General features: G+C 64.5%; 16 protein-coding genes. 11 read left to right on the top strand and 5 right to left on the bottom strand.

From position 1 onward, the window contains the following. Positions 1-3: 3 nt before the first annotated feature. Complete coding sequence (locus F4827_RS10185) at positions 4-639, bottom strand: GNAT family N-acetyltransferase (RefSeq protein ID WP_183723966.1); 636 nt, start codon at positions 637-639, stop codon at positions 4-6. Positions 640-816: 177 nt separating this feature from the next. Here F4827_RS10185 and F4827_RS10180 point away from each other — a divergent pair, with 177 nt between their 5' ends. Then, positions 817-1,332 carry an OsmC family protein gene (locus F4827_RS10180; protein WP_183723967.1) on the top strand — a complete coding sequence of 172 codons (516 nt, stop codon included), beginning with the start codon at positions 817-819 and terminating at the stop codon, positions 1,330-1,332. Positions 1,333-1,335: 3 nt separating this feature from the next. Here the strand turns inward: F4827_RS10180 and F4827_RS10175 are convergent, their stop codons facing one another. Next, on the bottom strand, positions 1,336-2,235 hold the full coding sequence (locus F4827_RS10175) for a LysR family transcriptional regulator (RefSeq protein WP_183723968.1): 900 nt from the start codon (positions 2,233-2,235) through the stop codon (positions 1,336-1,338). A gap of 99 nt (positions 2,236-2,334) precedes the next feature. Between F4827_RS10175 and F4827_RS10170 the strand changes: the two genes are divergently transcribed. Continuing rightward, entirely contained in the window at positions 2,335-3,378 is a 1,044-nt protein-coding gene (locus tag F4827_RS10170; RefSeq protein WP_183723969.1) for an NAD-dependent epimerase/dehydratase family protein, read from the top strand. Between the two features lie 165 nt (positions 3,379-3,543). Further along, entirely contained in the window at positions 3,544-4,743 is a 1,200-nt protein-coding gene (fabV, locus tag F4827_RS10165) for an enoyl-ACP reductase FabV (RefSeq protein ID WP_183723970.1), read from the top strand. Positions 4,744-4,873: 130 nt separating this feature from the next. Here fabV and F4827_RS10160 read toward each other — a convergent pair whose 3' ends face one another. After that, complete coding sequence (locus F4827_RS10160) at positions 4,874-6,616, bottom strand: IlvD/Edd family dehydratase (protein ID WP_183723971.1); 1,743 nt, start codon at positions 6,614-6,616, stop codon at positions 4,874-4,876. Between the two features lie 249 nt (positions 6,617-6,865). On the opposite strand from F4827_RS10160, the gene F4827_RS10155 reads away from it, so the two are divergent. From F4827_RS10155 to F4827_RS10120, 8 genes are all read left to right on the top strand, one after another. Further along, on the top strand, positions 6,866-7,843 hold the full coding sequence (locus F4827_RS10155) for an ABC transporter substrate-binding protein (RefSeq protein ID WP_183723972.1): 978 nt from the start codon (positions 6,866-6,868) through the stop codon (positions 7,841-7,843). 113 nt (positions 7,844-7,956) lie between these two features. After that, a complete protein-coding gene (locus F4827_RS10150; RefSeq protein ID WP_183723973.1) occupies positions 7,957-9,483 on the top strand; it encodes a sugar ABC transporter ATP-binding protein in 1,527 nt (508 codons plus the stop codon). Next, the gene (locus F4827_RS10145) at positions 9,480-10,538 is read left to right on the top strand and encodes an ABC transporter permease (protein ID WP_183723974.1); all 1,059 of its coding nucleotides are present in this window, start codon (positions 9,480-9,482) and stop codon (positions 10,536-10,538) included. The genes F4827_RS10150 and F4827_RS10145 overlap by 4 nt, the downstream gene beginning before the upstream one ends. Positions 10,539-10,607: 69 nt before the next feature. After that, on the top strand, positions 10,608-11,741 hold the full coding sequence (gene yjfF / locus F4827_RS10140; RefSeq protein WP_183723975.1) for a galactofuranose ABC transporter, permease protein YjfF: 1,134 nt from the start codon (positions 10,608-10,610) through the stop codon (positions 11,739-11,741). A 248-nt stretch (positions 11,742-11,989) separates the two neighbouring features. Continuing rightward, the gene (locus F4827_RS10135) at positions 11,990-13,165 is read left to right on the top strand and encodes a sugar ABC transporter substrate-binding protein (RefSeq protein ID WP_409258782.1); all 1,176 of its coding nucleotides are present in this window, start codon (positions 11,990-11,992) and stop codon (positions 13,163-13,165) included. Continuing rightward, positions 13,165-14,172 carry an ABC transporter permease gene (locus F4827_RS10130; RefSeq protein WP_183724048.1) on the top strand — a complete coding sequence of 336 codons (1,008 nt, stop codon included), beginning with the start codon at positions 13,165-13,167 and terminating at the stop codon, positions 14,170-14,172. The genes F4827_RS10135 and F4827_RS10130 overlap by 1 nt, the downstream gene beginning before the upstream one ends. After that, positions 14,172-14,981, top strand: a complete 810-nt coding sequence (locus tag F4827_RS10125; RefSeq protein ID WP_183723976.1) for an ATP-binding cassette domain-containing protein — start codon at positions 14,172-14,174, stop codon at positions 14,979-14,981. Before F4827_RS10130 ends, F4827_RS10125 begins: the two co-directional genes overlap by 1 nt. Positions 14,982-15,031: 50 nt before the next feature. Then, a complete protein-coding gene (locus F4827_RS10120) occupies positions 15,032-15,757 on the top strand; it encodes a FadR/GntR family transcriptional regulator (RefSeq protein WP_183723977.1) in 726 nt (241 codons plus the stop codon). A gap of 5 nt (positions 15,758-15,762) precedes the next feature. Here F4827_RS10120 and F4827_RS10115 read toward each other — a convergent pair whose 3' ends face one another. Further along, positions 15,763-16,611 carry a DUF5672 family protein gene (locus F4827_RS10115; protein ID WP_183723978.1) on the bottom strand — a complete coding sequence of 283 codons (849 nt, stop codon included), beginning with the start codon at positions 16,609-16,611 and terminating at the stop codon, positions 15,763-15,765. Positions 16,612-16,784: 173 nt separating this feature from the next. Beyond that, complete coding sequence (araH, locus tag F4827_RS10110; RefSeq protein WP_167054643.1) at positions 16,785-17,795, bottom strand: L-arabinose ABC transporter permease AraH; 1,011 nt, start codon at positions 17,793-17,795, stop codon at positions 16,785-16,787. Positions 17,796-17,823 lie beyond the last annotated feature (28 nt).

Below are 17,823 nucleotides of genomic sequence, written 5' to 3'. Positions count from 1 at the left end.
GGCCTAGCGTCGTGCGTGCTGTGCGCGTGCCGGGTACGCATAAGCAGGCTGCAGCGTTGCAAACGCAGGGCTCGCGCCCGCCGCCTTGCTCAGGATCGCGCTATCGTAAGCGCGCCCCGCGAAGCGCACCACATCGACCAGACTGAATCCCTGCGAACGATAGAACGCCACCAGATGCGAGGCCGGAAACGGCGTATCGAGCGCCACCTGCGTAAAGCCGCGCGCGGCGGCCCATTGGCTCGCAAACGAAAGCAGCGCACGACCGATGCCCCGGCTTTGCCACGCCGGTTCCACGCCAAACTGGTGCAACGACACCACGCCGCGCTGCCGATAATGCTCGCAAGGCGATTCGCCGTCGCGGCCTTCGAGCGTCATGGTGCCGACGATACGGCCATTGCAGACCGCCACGAAGCAGTCTCCCGCCAGCGCTCGCGCCCGCGTGGCGCTCGCCGCCTGATCGACACACGCGCAATGTATGCCCAGCGAGGCAAGACGCGCGAAGGCGCGATGCAGCAGTTGCGTGAGGAACTCCCACGAATCGCGCTGCGGATCGAAGCGTCGCAACACCAGACGGCCAATGCCCGGCTGGTTGCAGATGATCCGATCATGCGGGCTTTGCGTTGCGCGCTGCGTCGACATGGCTTCTCCTGTCGTTTCCATGCAGGCCAGTCTAGATTTGCGCGCCGGGGGTCACAAGAAAAAATGTCGTAAAGAACGGCGCGGTTCGCATTGCAGGAAAGGCTTCGAAATTGCGCGTACTCTGAGCGCGCAATGCCCGGATAATGACGAGACCCACGACAGCATGGAGAGCTTGAGATGGCGCACAAGGAACACGGTAAGGAACGCGACAAGGAACACCGCCACGAACACCACTACGCAGTGACGGTGCGATGGACCGGCAATCGCGGCACGGGCACCTCGGGTTATCGCGACTATGGACGCGATCACATCGTCGAAGCGGCGGGCAAGCCTGCCATCCCCGGATCGGCGGACCCGGCATTTCGCGGCGACGCGGCGCGCTGGAACCCCGAAGATCTGCTGGTGGCCTCCGCCAGCGCCTGTCACAAGCTCTGGTATCTGCATCTTTGCGCCGACGCGGGCGTTGCCGTGCTCGACTATGTGGACGAGGCGCAAGGCACGATGATCGACAACGCTCAGGCGGGGCGCTTCAAGGAAATCGTGCTGCGTCCGCGCGTGACGATCCGTGCGGGCGACAATCGCAGTCTCGCGGAGCAACTGCATCACAACGCGCATGAGCAGTGCTATATCGCGAATTCGGTCAACTTTCCGATCCGCTGCGAGCCTGTGGTTGTAGTGGCCGAAGCAGCTTAAGGCTCACCCTGCGGCCTGCGCGATATACGCCTGCATGCCACTCGCCAGCGCATCGAACACCGCCTTGCAGCGCTTGTTGCTGCGCAGGTCCTGATGCATGGCGATCCAGGTCGTCAGCTTGACGGCGCATTCGCGCGGCAGCACGCGCTGCAAACGCGCATCGCGCCGCGCCACCCCCAACTGGCACACGCCGATGCCGCAGCCCGCACGGATCATCGCCAGTTGCGCGACGTCGCTATCGGTGCGCAGTGCGAAGCTCTCGCGCCTCCAGTACGGCACGCTGGCCGACGCCGCGCGCACGAAGGGCGTGACGGTGTCATAGCCGATCAGCGTGTGCTGCGCGAGATCGGCGAGCGTTTGCGGCGTGCCGTATTGCGCCAGATAGTCGTCGCGCGCGTGCAGCCCGATCTCGATCTCGCCGATATGACGCGCAATCAGCAGGTCCTGTTGCGGCGGCGTCATGCGCACGGCGATGTCCACTTCGCGTTGCAGCAGGTCCTGCAGGCGGTTGCTGGGCACCAGTTCCACGACGATCTGCGGATGCGCGCGGCGCAGCGCGGCGAGGATCGGCGGCAGCACTTCCACGCTCACCACTTCGCTCGCGCAAACCCGCACCACGCCGCGCATGGCGTTGCCGTGGCCCGAGGCCGCGCGCTCCAGCGCCGCCGCCGTGCTGCGCATCGATTCGGCGTAACCCCGCAGCGCCTGCGCCGCTTCCGTCGGCAGGAAGCCCGTTGGCGAGCGGGTGAAGAGCGGCTGGCCAAACGCGCTTTCGAGCGCCGCCACGTGCCGCCCCGCCGTGGGCTGCGTGATGCCGAGCGCGCGCGCCGCGCCCGAGAGCGAGCCTTCCGTCAGCACGGCGAGGAAGGTCCGGTAGAGTTCCCAGTTGAGGTTCGAGGTCATACATAAATGTATAGCGGCTCGGCGATTCCAGGCAATTTTTTATGAATCGGCAGACGCGCAGAATGCAGCCATCGACACTTCATTCAGGCGAGAACGATCATGGCGGCAAACATCGGCGAAACGGCGGCGCAACAGTCACAACAGGCGCAACAGGCACGAGGCACGGCGCTCGTGCTGGGCGTGAGCGGGGGCATCGGCGGCGAAGTCGCGCGGCAGTTGAGCGGCGCAGGCTGGCGCGTGCGGGCCTTGCAGCGCAAGCCGGGCGGCGATGCGGTCCGGGCTGGCGGCATCGAAACCGTGCAAGGCGATGTCATGGACCGCGACGCCGTGATGCGCGCCGCCCAGGGCTGCGAGGTGATCGTCCACGCCGTGAACCCGCCGGGCTACCGCCGCTGGGCCGAACTCGTGCTGCCGATGATCGACAACACGCTGGCCGCCGCGCAGGCCGCGCGCGCCACCGTGGTGCTGCCCGGCACGGTCTACAACTACGGTCCCGCTGCGCTGCCTCTCGTCGCGGAGGACGCGCCACAGCAGCCGCGCACCCGCAAGGGCGCGATCCGCGTGGAGCTGGAGCGGCGCATCGAGGCCGCCACCGCCCGCGAGGTGCGCGCAATCGTGCTGCGCGCGGGCGACTTTTTCGGGCCGCGCGTGGGCAATAGCTGGCTCGCGCAGGGGTTTCTCACGCCCGGCCAGCCTTTGCGTGCGGTGCGCGAGCCGGGCACGCCGGGCGTGGGCCACTGCTGGGGCTATGTGCCCGATGTCGCGCGCGCCATGCTCGAACTGATCGAGCAACGCGCCGCGCTGGCGCCCTTTGCGCGCTTTCACATGGCCGGCCACTGGGACGCCGACGGCACCCAGATGGTTGCCGCGATCTGCCGCGTGGCCGCCCGGCACGGTCTGACGATCAAGCGCGGCGCCTTTCCGTGGCCGTTGATCTACGTGGCGGCGCTCTTTTCCACCACGCCTCGCGAAATGCTGGAGATGCGCTATCTCTGGCGCGAGACGCTCGAACTCGACAATACGCGCCTTGTTCAGACGCTTGGCCGCGAACCCCATACGCCGCTCGATACGGCCGTGGAGGCCACGCTGGCGGGGCTTGGCTGCCTGCCGTCGGGGCAAGGCCGGATGGCTGCCGCGCACTGAAACCGCTTTGCCGGCGCCCCGCCGCGGCTCGCAAAACGCAGACCCGACAGCCTTAACCCGGCCCCAAAAACGCTCGCAAAAACCGTCATCGATGGCCCGCAAGGCGGGCTCGCGCTAAAATGCGCCCCGTTCCTGCAAGCAACATGCGACTTACGGAGAAGTCTGATGATTATCGAACCGCGCGTCCGCGGCTTCATTTGCGTGACGGCCCATCCGGCGGGATGCGAAGCCAACGTCGCCCAGCAAATCGAATACGTTAAACAAAACGGCCCTGTCGCCAATGGCCCGAAGCGCGTCCTCGTGCTCGGCTCCTCGACGGGCTATGGTCTGGCGGCGCGCATTTCGGCGGCTTTCGGCTCGGATGCGGCCACGCTTGGCGTGTGCTTCGAGCGCGCCGGCACCGACACGCGCCCGGCCACGGCCGGCTGGTACAACACGGCGGCGTTCGAAAAGTTCGCCACCCAGAAGGGTCTGTACGCGAAGACCATCAACGGCGATGCATTCTCGAACGCCGTCAAGCAGGAAACCATCGACACGATCAAGCGCGATCTCGGCCAGGTCGACCTCGTGGTCTATAGCCTCGCCGCGCCGCGCCGCACGCACCCGGTCACGGGCGTCGTGCACAACTCGACGCTCAAGCCGGTCGGCAAGCAGCTGCGCATGCGCGGCATCGACACCGACAAGGAAATCGTCAAGGAGACCGTGCTCGAAGCGGCCAGCCAGGACGAGATCGACGGCACCATTGCGGTGATGGGCGGCGAAGACTGGCAGATGTGGATCGACGCACTGGCGGCGGCCGGCGCGCTGGCCGATGGCGCGAAGACCACGGCCTTCACGTACCTGGGCGCGGAAGTCACGCACGACATCTACTGGAACGGCTCGATTGGCCAGGCCAAGAAGGATCTGGACCAGAAGGTGCTGGATATTCGCGCGAAGCTCGCGGCCAGCGGCGGCGACGCGCGCGTGGCGGTGCTCAAGGCGGTGGTGACGCAGGCCAGCTCGGCGATTCCGATCATGCCGCTGTATCTGTCGCTGCTGTTCCGCGCGATGAAGGCCAACGGCACGCACGAAGGCTGCATCGAGCAGGTCTATCGTCTGTACAAGGACTCGCTTTACAGCGCCACGCCGATCCTCGACGACGAAGGCCGTCTGCGCGCCGACTACAAGGAACTCGATCCCGCCATCCAGGAGCAGGTCAAGGCCTGGTGGAACGACGTCGCCGACGACAACATCTACACGATGACCGATTTCGCGGGCTACAAGGCGGAGTTCCTGCGTCTGTTCGGCTTCGGCATCGAAGGCGTGGACTACACCGCCGACGTCAATCCGAACGTCGCGATTCCGGGTATCGTCGAGAAGGCGTAAATCCGGCTGCGCAACCTGCGAACGCTCGTTGCGCGCACAACTTCATCGGCGCGCTTCGCGGCTTCTGCGTTGCGCGCCGATTAGCATCAGTTAGCATCATCATGGGCCGCCCGAATTCCTCGGCGCGCATTCAATGCGAATGCTTAGGCACCTCCGCGCCGCGGCAGCCCACCAGAAAATCGAAATCGCAGCCTTCGTCGGCTTGCAGCACATGGTCGACGTAAAGCTTGCGATAACCGCTGCCATCCGCTGCCAATGGTTGCTGCTGCGCGCGCCAGTCGTCCAGGCGCGCGCGGATTTCCTCATCGCCGATATCCACGCGCAGCAGGCCCTGATCGCAATCCAGTTCGATCCAGTCGCCGTCGCGCACGATCGCCAGCGGCCCGCCCGCACGCGCTTCGGGTGCGACGTGCAACACCACCGTGCCGTAGGCCGTCCCGCTCATGCGCGCATCCGACACGCGCACCATGTCGGTCACGCCTTGCGCGAGCAGTTTGGGCGGCAAACCCATATTCCCGACCTCGGCCATCCCAGGATAACCCTTCGGGCCGCAGTTCTTCAGCACGAGCACCGAATCGGCGCTGACGTCCAGATCCGCATCGCCAATGCGCGCCTTATAGTCCTCGAAATTCTCGAACACCACCGCGCGGCCGCGATGCTTGAGGAGCCTCGCCGTGGCCGCCGAAGGCTTGAGCACCGCGCCATTGGGCGCGAGATTGCCGCGCAGCACGCACAGCGCGCCATCCTGCACGAGCGGCCGCTCGAGCGGGCGGATCACTTCGTCGTTATAGTTCGGCGCCTCGCGCACGTTCTCCCATAGCGTGCGCCCGTTCGCTGTGAGCGCATCGGGATGCGGCAGCAGATTCGCTTCACCCAGGCGACGCAGCACGGCGGGCAGACCGCCCGCGTAATAAAACTCCTCCATCAGGAAGCGCCCCGACGGTTGCAGATCGACCAGCGTCGGCGTGCCACGCCCAATGCGGGTCCAGTCGTCGAGTTCCAGCGGCACGCCAATGCGCCCCGCAATCGCCTTCAAATGGATCGCCGCATTGGTCGAGCCGCCAATCGCTGCGTTGGCGCGAATCGCATTTTCAAAGGCCTCGCGCGTCAGCAGCTTCGACAAGCGCAAATCTTCCAGCGCCATTTCGACGATTCGCATTCCTGACATTTGTGCGAGCACATAGCGCCGTGCATCCACGGCGGGAATCGCTGCGTTATGCGGCAGCGTCACGCCCAATGCTTCCGCCATGCAGGCCATCGTCGAAGCCGTTCCCATCGTGTTGCACGTCCCCGCCGAGCGCGACATGCCAGCTTCCGCCGACATGAAATCGTGGATCGAAATCTTGCCCGCCTTGACCTGCTCGCTCAGTTGCCACACCACCGTGCCCGAGCCGATATCGCGGCCTTCGTGCTTGCCGTTGAGCATCGGGCCGCCGCTCACCACGATGGCGGGCACATCGCAACTGGCCGCGCCCATCAACAGCGCGGGTGTGGTCTTGTCGCAGCCCACCAGCAGCACCACGGCATCGACGGGATTGCCGCGAATCGACTCCTCCACGTCCATCGAGGCGAGATTGCGCGTGAACATCGCCGTGGGCCGCAGGTTCGATTCGCCGTTGGAAAACACCGGGAATTCCACCGGAAAGCCACCCGCCTCGTAGACGCCGCGCTTCACGTGCTCGGCAAGCTTGCGGAAGTGCGCATTGCAGGGCGTGAGTTCCGACCAGGTATTGCAGATGCCGATGATCGGCTTGCCCGCGAACTCGTGATCGGGAATGCCCTGATTCTTCATCCAGCTGCGGTACATGAAACCGTTCTTGTCGGTGGTGCCGAACCACTGGGCCGATCGGAGTTTGGGCTTACGGGTGTCCATGGCTTTGCCCACTTTGTGAGAAAGACCCATAAATAGCATGACTATATGAGTCTGGATGATCGGGAAAACGCTAATAAAAACGGTCGAACCTGTTGCATATAGTTTGGCTATTCAGAAAGGCAAGGCAAACGACCCGAAGGCGACCGAGGGTCCGGGATGGCGCGATTTTCTCGTGATTCTGTCCGGCCGTGGCGGACGCGGGTGTTGCGTCGTGAATTAAAAAACTACAGAGCAACATCGGAGACACGCATGAAACTGGCAACTCGCATGGTGAGCGGGTTCGTCGCTGCGGCGGCGGCCTTTTCGGCCTTTACCCTCGCGGCGGGCGTCGCGCACGCCGAAGACAAGCAGATTACGCTGGGCTTCGCCCAGGTCGGCGCCGAAAGCGCCTGGCGCACCGCCAACACCGTATCGGTGAAATCGGCCGCCAAAGACGCTGGCATCAACCTCAAGTTCTCGGACGCCCAGCAAAAGCAGGAAAACCAGATCAAGGCGATCCGCTCGTATATCGCGCAGAAGGTCGACGTGATCGCGTTCTCGCCGGTGGTCGAATCGGGCTGGGAACCGGTGCTGCAGGAAGCGAAGCGCGCGAAGATTCCCGTGATCCTCACCGACCGCAACATCGACGTGAAGGATCAATCGCTCTACGTCACGATGATCGGCTCGGACTTCCTGGAAGAAGGCCGCCGCGCGGGCAAATGGCTCGAAGACCACTACAAGAACAATCCCGGCCCGATCAATATCGTCGAGTTGCAGGGCACGGTGGGTTCCGCACCGGCCAACGACCGCCACGCAGGCCTGATCGAGGTAATCAAGAACGATCCGAAGTTCAAGATCATCGCTTCGCAAAGCGGCGATTTCACGCTCGCGGGCGGCAAGCAGGTCATGGAAGCCTTCGCCAAGACCTACGGCAACAAGATCAACGTGGTCTACGCCCATAACGACGACATGGCGCTTGGCGCGATCCAGGCAATGGAAGAAGCCGGCATGAAGCCGGGCAAGGATCAGAGCGTGGTGTCGTTCGACGCCACCAAGGGCGGCTTCGAGGCGATGATCGCCGGCAAGATGAACGTGGACGTGGAATGCAGCCCGCTGCTCGGGCCGCAACTGATGAGCGCCGTGAAGGACGTGGTTGCGGGCAAGCAGTTGCCCAAGCGCATCGTCACCAATGAGACCGTGTTCCCGATGGACGTCGCGGCCCAGACGCTGCCGTCGCGCAAGTATTGAGTGGCAGGTAGGGGGAGTAGGGAGTGGCGCGTGTCGCGGTCTCCAGACGTGACGCGCGCCATGTAGTTTTCAACACAATTAGTTAGCACATCGTTCTTTTCCGGTGCCTGCCCATGAGCGCAACGCCGCTACTTGAAACCGTTGGCCTGTCGCGAACCTTCCCCGGCGTGCGTGCGCTCGACCGGGTCGATTTTCGTCTGTTCCCTGGCGAGATTCACACGCTGATGGGCCAGAATGGCGCGGGCAAATCCACGCTCATCAACGTGCTGACCGGCGTGCACGAACCGGAGGCGGGCGAGATCCGCCTGGCCGGTCAGAGCGTGCGCTTTTCGACGCCGCAGGAAGCCGAAGCCGCGGGCATCCAGACGCTCTATCAGGAGGTCAATCTCTGCCCCAACCTCTCGGTGGCCGAGAATATCTTCGCGGGGCGCCAGCCACGCAAGCGCGGCCTGATCGACTGGAAAACGATCCACCGCCGCGCCGCCGAGGCGCTCGCGCAACTCAATCTCTCGCTCGACGTGACGCAGTCGCTCGACACCTATCCGATTGCGATGCAGCAGATGGTGGCGATCGCGCGTGCGGTGTCCGTCGATGCACGCATTCTGATTCTCGACGAACCCACTTCAAGCCTGGACGAGGGCGAAGTCGCGCGACTATTCGAGGTGCTGCGCAAGCTCAAGGCGTGCGGCATCGCGATTCTCTTCGTCACGCATTTTCTGGAACAGACTTACGCGATCTCCGATCGCATCACGGTGATGCGCAACGGCGAGCGCGAAGGCGAATATCTCGCGGCGGATCTGCCGGTGCAAACGCTGGTCGCGAAGATGGTGGGACTCCAGAACGCGGGCGAACAGCTCGCGCAGGCCGAAGCGCCGCGCGACACTGAGGCCGAAGCCGCCGCCGGCACACAGGAGCCCTATCTCGCGGCGCAAGGCGTCGCACGGCGCGGCGTGCTCAATCCACTCGATCTGGAAGTGCAGCCGGGCAAGATCCTGGGCCTCGCGGGGCTGCTGGGTTCGGGACGCACGGAAACGGCGCGGCTGCTCTTTGGCGCCGATAAAGCCGATGCGGGCGCGGTGCGCATCAACGGCAAGACCGTCAAGCTCTCGTCGCCGCGCGATGCGGTGAAGCACGGCATGGCCTATTGCCCCGAAGATCGCAAGAAGGAAGGCATCGTAGCCGATCTGTCGATCCGCGAAAACATCGTGCTCGCGCTGCAGGCACAGCGTGGCTGGTGGCGCATGATCGGCCGCGCGCGCCAGCGCGAACTCGCCAATCAGTACATTGCGCAACTGGGCATCAAGGCGCGCGATGCGGAGCAACCCATCGGCCTGCTGTCGGGCGGCAACCAGCAGAAGGTGCTGCTTGCTCGCTGGCTTGCCACCGAACCGCGCCTGCTGATTCTCGATGAACCCACGCGCGGCATCGACGTCGCCGCCAAGTTCGAGATCATGGACCGCGTGCGTGCGCTCTGCGCGAAAGGCCTGGGCATCCTGTTCATCTCGTCGGAAATCAGTGAAGTGGTGCGGGTGAGCGATCGCATCGCCGTGCTGCGCGACCGCCGCAAAGTGGCCGAACTGGCGGGCGCGTCGCGCTCGGAACACGAGGTCTACAACCTGATCGCCGGAGACCGCCGATGAACACCCGTCCGCCTTCTGGCTTGCCCTCGGGCCTGCCCGCCTCGCTTGCCCTGCTGCTGCGGCATCCGCTCGTGTGGCCCGTCGTCACGCTGGTGGCGCTGTTCGCCGTGGACGTCGCGCACCGCGCGAACTTCCTGTCGATCACGCTGCTTGGCGGCCATCTGTTCGGCGCGCCCGTCGACATCCTGATGCGCGCGGCGCCGCTCGTGGTGGTGTCGCTCGGCATGACGCTCGTGATCGCCACGCGCGGCATCGATATTTCCGTGGGCGCGGTGGTCGCCATCGCGGGCGCAGCGGCCGCCACGGTGCTCGCCGACGACCCCTCGCGCGTGGGCGCGGCGTTCGGCGCGGCGCTCGCCGTTGGGCTGCTCGCCGGCATGTGGAACGGCCTGCTGGTCGCGTTTATCGGCATGCAGCCGATCATCGCCACGCTGATCCTGATGGTGGCCGGGCGCGGCGTCGCGCAATTGCTCACGGGCGGGCAGATCATTCCGATTGGCGCGAAGGGCTATCTCTACGCAGGCGGCGGCTATCTGGCGCTGGTGCCGTGCGCCGTGTGGATCGCCATCGCCGTGACCGTGCTGACCGTGCTGATCGTCAACCGCACGGCACTGGGACTCTTTATCCGCTCGATTGGGGTGAATCCGGTGGCCGCGCGCCTCGCCGGGCTGTCTTCGCAGGCCGTGGTGTTTGGCGCCTATGCGTTCTGCGGCCTCATGGCGTCGATTGCGGGCATCCTGATCAGCTCGAACGTGCGTAGCGCCGACGGCAACAACGCGGGCCTGCTGCTGGAACTCGATGCGATTCTGGCCGTGACGCTGGGCGGCACCTCGCTATCGGGCGGTCGCTTCAGCCTGGCGGGCACCGTGCTGGGCGCGCTCATCATCCAGACGCTCACCTACACGACCTATTCGATCGGCGTGCCGCCTGAAGCCACGCTGGTGGTCAAGGCCGTGGTGGTACTGGTAGTGAGCGTGATCCAGTCGCCTGCCGCGCGCGCGTTCCTGGCCGCGCAACTGCGCCGCCTCGCGACGAGCCGCCGGGCGCGTGCATAAACGCAAAGGCGCATAAACGTACAAACGCCTAAACGCCCGCCATTCAAGGGCTTTTCCGGAACTTGCCGCATGAACCGTCCATCCCGCAATGTCGTCGATACCCCCAACGCCTGGCGACGCGGCGTCGCGCGCTTTGTCGATCCACGCGTCCTGCCGATTGTCGTCACCGTGCTGCTGTTCGCTGCGCTGTTCGGCTTTGGCTCGGTCATGTATGCGGGCTTTTTCTCGCTTCAAGTCTTGTTTGGACTCCTTGTCGACAATGCGTTTTTGCTGATCGTCGCCATCGGCATGACTTTTGTGATCATCTCGGGCGGCATCGATCTTTCGGTGGGCGCGGTGGTTGCGCTCACCACGATTCTCTGCGCCGTGGGCACCGAGAAGCTGCACTGGTCCGTGGCCGTGGTGGTGCCGCTCGTGCTGATCCTCGGCACGCTCTATGGCGCGGCGATGGGCGCACTGATCCACTTCTTCCGCTTGCAGCCGTTCATCATCACGCTCGCGGGCATGTTCCTCGCGCGCGGTGCGTGCTTTCTCATCACCACCGAATCCATCCAGATCAACGATGCCGGTTTTCACGCGCTGTCCGAATTCAGCATTCCGATAGGAAGCGGCTCGCTCACAACCGGCTCGCTCACTGCGATCGCCATGCTGGCCGCGGGCATCGTGATCGCGCATTTCACGCGCTTCGGCCGCAACGTCTATGCGATCGGCGGCAATGAGCGTTCCGCGCTGCTGATGGGTCTGCCGGTCGCGCGCACCAAGATCGGCGTCTATGCGCTCTCGGGCTTTTGCTCGGCGCTGGGCGGCGTGGTGTTCACGCTGTACGTGCTTTCGGGCTATGGGCTGCAGGCGCAGGGCATGGAACTCGATGCGATCGCCGCCACCGTGATCGGCGGCACGCTGCTCACGGGCGGCGTGGGGTACGTGATCGGCTCGGTGTTCGGCGTGGGGATTCTCGGCACGATCCAGACGCTCATCACTTTCGACGGTACGCTGAGTTCGTGGTGGACGCGCATCGTGATCGGCGCCCTGCTCTGCGCGTTCTGTCTGTTGCAGCGCGCAACCGAGCGTCACGCCGCGCGCCGGAAATCGACTGGCAGCGGCAGGGGCGCGCCGCGTACGAAGCGCGCGCTCACGCAAACCGAAACGCCGCTCGATCCCAGGCAACAGGCGAGGCTGGCCGCACCGCCGCGCGAGGCATGACGAATAGTCCGACTAGTTAGGGGTATACATGGATTAGGAGCCGCAACGGCCCTGCACTAAGCTCTTTGCGGTACCGCACGGCGCGTCTGTCGACATCGCCGCGATTCCGAACCTGGTCCCGCGCCCGCGGCAAAAGCGGCGCGCCGGTCCATGCCTTCCCGGTGCCGTCCAGCATCCGCACGCACCCGACGCAACGTCGGGGTAAATCGATCCACTAGAACTCACGAGAATGAGAATCGGAGGAAGACATGGCGCAGCAACGGGATGACGACAAGGACACGAACCAGCACGACAACAGCCATAGCGGCAATAGCAGCCATAGCGGCAATGGCGGCACCGGCACGGGCCTGAACGCCGCGCGGCGCGGCCTGATGCAGGGCGCGGGTGTGGGCGCGGCGCTTTCGCTGATGGGCGCGTTGGGCTCGATCGGCGGTGGCGCGGGTGGCCTGATCTCCTCGGCGCAGGCTGCCGAAATGGCCTTCCCCTCGCACAAGAAATGGAAGATCGTGTTCGTCAATCATGTCACCACGAACCCCTTCTTCGTGCCCACGCAGTACGGCATTCAGGACGCCTGCTCGATGTTTGGCATGGACTACCAGTGGACCGGTTCGGCCACTTCGGATGCGGGCGAAATGGTGCGCGCGGTCAATTCCGCCATCGCCGCCAAGGCCGACGCCATCGCGGTGCCGATCGTCGATCCCAGCGCCTTCGACAAACCGATCCAGGCCGCACTGGACGCGGGCATTCCCGTGTTCGCCTATAACGCCGATGCGCCGCGCGGCAAGAGCAATCCACGCCTCGCCTATATCGGCCAGGATCTGTATCTCTCCGGTTACCAGATGGGCGAGCGCATCGTCAGCCTGATCGACAGCGGCATGGTGGCGCTCTTCATCGCCACGCCTGGCCAGTTGAACATCCAGCCGCGCCTCGATGGCGCGAGCGACGCCATCAAGAAGTCCGGCAAGAAAATCGACATCCAGACCGTGGCCACGGGCGCGACTGTCAACGAAGAGCTATCCAAGATCAAGTCCTTCTATCTGGGTCACCAGGACCTCAAGGGCATGTTCGCCGTCGATGCGGGCAGCACGCAGGGCGTCGCGCAGGTGATGAAGGAATCTAACCTGCCTGCCAAGGGCGTGCACGGCGGCGGCTTCGATCTGCTGCCCACCACCATCCAGCTCATTCACGAAGGCTTCCTCGACTTCACCATCGACCAGCAGCCCTACGTGCAAGGCTTTTACACGGTGATGGAAGCGTTCGTGTTCCTCGCCTCGGGCGGTCTGGTGGGACCGGCCAACATCAACACGGGTCTGAAGTTCGTGACGAAGTCGACGGTCGAGCCGTATCTGAACACCTCGACGCGCTATGAAGGCAAGACCACCAAGCCGCAAATCGTGCCGATGAGCGGTGCAATCAAGTCGTGATGGACACAGTGGACGAATCCGGCAAGGTTGAAGCCCGCGCGCCCCGGCGCGCGGGTGTGGCATGGACCTCCCACTGGGCAGCCGAACTGCGCATCCTGCTCGTGGCCGTGCTGCTGGCCGCGTACTTTGAATTCGCGAACCACGATTTCCTGCTGACCGACGCCAGCCTCGTCAATCTCTCGCAGTTCATCGCGCCGGTCGCGATCATCGCGTTCGGCGAAATCATGCTGATGATAGGCGGCGATATCGATCTGTCCGCGGGCATGGTGTTCGCGTTCGCGCCTTTCATGATGGTGTTCGCCAACGACGCGGGCGCGCCGATGTGGCTCGCGGTGATCGCGGGCCTCGTGGCGGCCGCGATCATCGGCTTCGTGAATGGCGCAGTGACCGTGTGGCTGCGTCTGCCCTCCTTCGTCACCACGCTCGGCACACTGTTCTTGATCAACGGCATCACTCTGACCGTGTCGCGCGGCACGCCCGCGCCCACGCCCGGTTCACCGACGTTTTCGGGCTTCATGGGCGCGTGGGGTTATAGCGAGATCCTCTGGACCATCGCCATCGCCGTGGTCATGCACACCCTGTTGCGCCATACGCGCTGGGGACTTCACACCCAGGCGGCGGGCGCGAACCCGCTGGGCGCAAGCGAAGCGGGTATTCATGTGAACCGGCTGCGCCTCGGCAACTTCGTACTGGCAGCGGTGCTTGCGGGCCTGACCGGCATCCTCGAAGGTTTTCGCATCACTTCGATCGATCCACAGGCGGGCGGCAACCAGATCATGTTTCTGGCGGTGGCCGCCGCCGTGATCGGCGGCACGCCACTCACGGGCGGATCGGGCACCATCGTGGGCGGGCTGATCGGCGCGGCGGTGCTCGGCATCCTCAACGACGGCTTCACGCTCATCGGCATCAACGCCTTTACGTTCAACATCATCCTGGGCGCGGCCATTCTCGCGGCGATGATTTTCAATATCCATGTTGGCCGCATCCGCCGCCGGGGAGTCCGCTGATGGACGAATCGCAGGCTTTCTCGCCCCCGGCGAACGCCAGCCCCGAAGCGCCGCTCGCGCTGCGCGGCGAAAAGCTCGTCAAGCGCTTCGGCGCGGTGACGGCGCTCGACGGCGTCTCGCTCACACTCGGCAAAGGGGAAATTCTCGGCATTCTGGGCGATAACGGCGCCGGCAAATCCACCCTCGTGAAAATCCTCACGGGCTTTCATCAGCAAACCGACGGCATCCTCTATATCGACGGCCAGCAAACGCTGCTACGCTCCGTCGATCACGCGCGCTCGCTAGGCATCGAATGCGTTTATCAGGATCTCGCGCTGGCAAATTCGCTGTCGATTTATCACAACATGTTCTTGAATCGCGAGATCGTGCGGCGCGGTCCGTTCAAGCTGCTCGATCACAAGCAGATGCGCGAGCGCGCGGCGCAATGTCTGGACGATATCGGCGTGCATGTGCCTTCCGTGGATCTGCCGGTGGAGCGGCTTTCGGGCGGTCAGCGCCAGGCCATCGCGGTGGCGCGCGCGGTGCATTCGAACGCGAAAATCCTGCTGCTCGACGAACCGCTCGCGGCCATGGGCGCGCGCGAAGCCGGGCTGATTATCGACCTCGTCATGCGTCTTAAGGAAAAAGGCGGGCTATCCATTATCATGATCATGCACAACTATGCGCAGACGCTCGATATCGCGGATCGCATCATGTTGATGCAGCGGGGCCGCGTGACGTATGAACAAAAGAGCGCGCTCACTTCAGTGGCGGAGCTCATGGACATCGTGCGGCGAGAATACCGGGCGATGCGCGCCACCAGCGCGTAATCGTCAAATCAAGGGGGCACGCCTGACCGGCAAGCCCGGTCGGATCATCTATGGATTACCGCAATCTAGAGAAACGCAAGAGCATGCACGCGCGCATCGTGCAGGAGCTCGGCATGCAGATCGTCGGCGGCACACTGCCGCCGGGCCAGCGCCTGCCGCCCGAACCCAGCCTGTGCGAGACCTACGGCGTGAGCCGCCCGGTGCTGCGCGAGGCAACGCGCGTGCTGGTGGCCAAGGGCCTCGTGGTGTCGAAGCCGCGCGTGGGCAGCGTGGTGCGCCCGCGCGACGAATGGCACATGCTCGACCCCGACGTGCTGTTCTGGACCGTCAACAGCCTGCCCGAAGGCGAATTCTTCCGCTCGCTCATGACGGTGCGCCAGATCATCGAGCCGGCAGCCGCCGCGCTTGCCGCGATTTCCGCCACCGACGAAGACCGCGCGCGCATCGCCGCCGCCTACGCGCGCATGGAAAGCGCCCCAACCGCCGATGATCTGCTCGAACCCGATCTGGAGTTCCACCGCGCGATCATGGCGGCCACGCATAACGACATGCTCGGCTACATCGGCAATATGCTGTCGCTGGCGCTGGGCGAGTCGATCAAGCTCACCAGCCGCCATCCCAACACGCACGCGCTTTCGCTGCCGCGCCACAAGGCGATCCTCACGGCGATCGAACATGGCGATGCACTGGCGGCAAGGCAGGCGAGCCTGGTGCAACTCGACAATGCGCGCGCCGATGCGAAGTCGATTCTGGGCGGCGCGGCGCTGGACAACTGAGCGCTTCACGCGGCTTCGCACATGTGCACGTATTGCCGCGCGTGCGCTTCGCCCACACCGGCGCGTATCAGCGCTTCGACGATCTCCTGCGCGCTCCACAGGCTGCGATAGCGCGCGTACATCGCTTTCACACAGGCGAATTTTCTGGCGTTGCAATAGGCGATGAGCAGGTACAGCGTTTCGCGCGAGGCGAAGGTGCGCACGTCGATATCGCGAATGATCGCCATCATTTCGCTGTCGTCCACGTGACGCCACATGTTGAACACGGCGTGAAAGCCGAAGCTCGGCTGCATGCCTGGAAAAGCCTCGTAAGAGAATTGCGCCGCCACTTCGCGCGGCGCAAAGCGAATGCCGTACTCGCGCTCCAGCACCGGCCGCCATTGCTGGCGGATGGCTTCGTCCTCCACGGTATCGGGCATGACGACGAAGCGCGCTTCGGCCAGTGCGCGCAACAGGCGCGCCGAACGCAGCGAAAAGCCGCCATTGCCGATATCCATGCCGGGCGGCCGATGTGGCCAATGCGCGCCGATATAGTCGTACTCGTAGAACGTCTCGCTCCAGCGCGAAGCGTCCAGCACGTAACCGTCCCATTGCGCGACCAGCACCCATGGCGTCCGGATGTATTGGCCAAGCTCCTTGAGCATGAACGCCGAATAGGCCTCGCGCGAGCGCAGCGGATCGATCTTCTCGATCCGCGCGCGGGTGGGCACGTCCTCGTGCGTGAACAGCACGGCGTCGTTGAATGCGCATTGCGCGATGCAAAGGTCGAGTGCGCGGGCCGCCAGCGCAGGGTTGATCGTATCGGCCGCGCAGAGTGTGACCTCGTGCAGGGCCAGCAGTTGACTGTCACGCATGATGGAGTCCGGGAGGGTCGAGTGCCCGATGGTAATCAAGCCCTCAACTCAAAAAAGCGCGCTCCGCGAACTCCCAGGTCCGGTCTGGCCGACCTTTGCCTCAGGTCAAAACCTGTAAGGGCTCAAGCCGATGCCGACCGAACAAACTTCGACGTCCAAAGAAAAGAAAACCGTCACACTGCACGCTTGCTGCGGCGAAACTGGTCGAACAGCACGGCCAGCAGCAGAATGCCGCCGCGAATCAGGTATTGATAGAACGTCGGCACGTTCATGAGGCTCATGGCGTCCTGCACCGCGCCCATGATGAGCACGCCCACCAGCACGCCGGAGATCGTCGCCACGCCGCCCGTGAGCGACACGCCGCCCAGCACGCAGGCCGAGATCACACCCAGCTCCAGGCCCACCGAGGTCTTCGGATCGCCCAGGCTCATGCGCGAGGCCAGCATCACGCCCGCGAAGCCTGTCACCAGCCCTTGCAGCACGAACACGGTGATCTTGATGCGCGTGACCGGCAGACCCGCGAGACGCGCGGCCTCGCCATTGCCGCCCACCGCCAGCACGTTCTTGCCGAACACGGTTTTCTTGAGCAGAAAGCCGAACACCACGAAGCCGATGATGTTGCTCCAGATCGGGAACGAGATGCCCAGGAACGAGCCGCCGCCCAGATCGAAGAAGCGCTCTTCCGAGATCATCACGGCGTCGCCGTTCGAGGTGAGGAAGGCGAGGCCGCGCACCGCTTCCATCATCGCGAGCGTGGCGATCAGCGAGTTGATCTTGAAGCGCGCGATCAGCACGCCGTTGACGAGCCCGACCGCGCCGCCCGCGAGAATGCCCGCGGCGATGCCGAGCATCACGCTATGCGACTGCGTGATGACGGTCGAGGCCACCACGCCCGAAAACGCGACGATCGACGCCACGGAGAGATCGACCTCGCCCAGCGCGAGCACGAACATCATGGTCACGGCAATCGAGCCGATCAGCGTGACGGAGAGCAAAAGGCCCTGAATATTGCGGGTCGTGAGGAAGTCGGGCACCGTTGCGCTAAGCACCGCGAACAGCACCACGAACACCACCACGATGCCCGATTTGTTGATCATGTCCCACGCGCGCGCCCGCGAGGGCGTGATCGGCGCGGCGGCTTCGTTGACGGTAGGCGTGCCCTGTGGCTGCATGGCTTGACTCATCTGTGGTTTCGTTTCGGTTACGGTTACT

Origin of the sequence: Paraburkholderia bannensis (assembly GCF_014200455.1) — a bacterium.
Lineage (GTDB): Bacteria > Pseudomonadota > Gammaproteobacteria > Burkholderiales > Burkholderiaceae > Paraburkholderia > Paraburkholderia bannensis_A.
The sequence above is the reverse complement of the archived record's forward strand: the minus strand, read 5'-3'. Positions and strand labels throughout refer to the sequence as shown.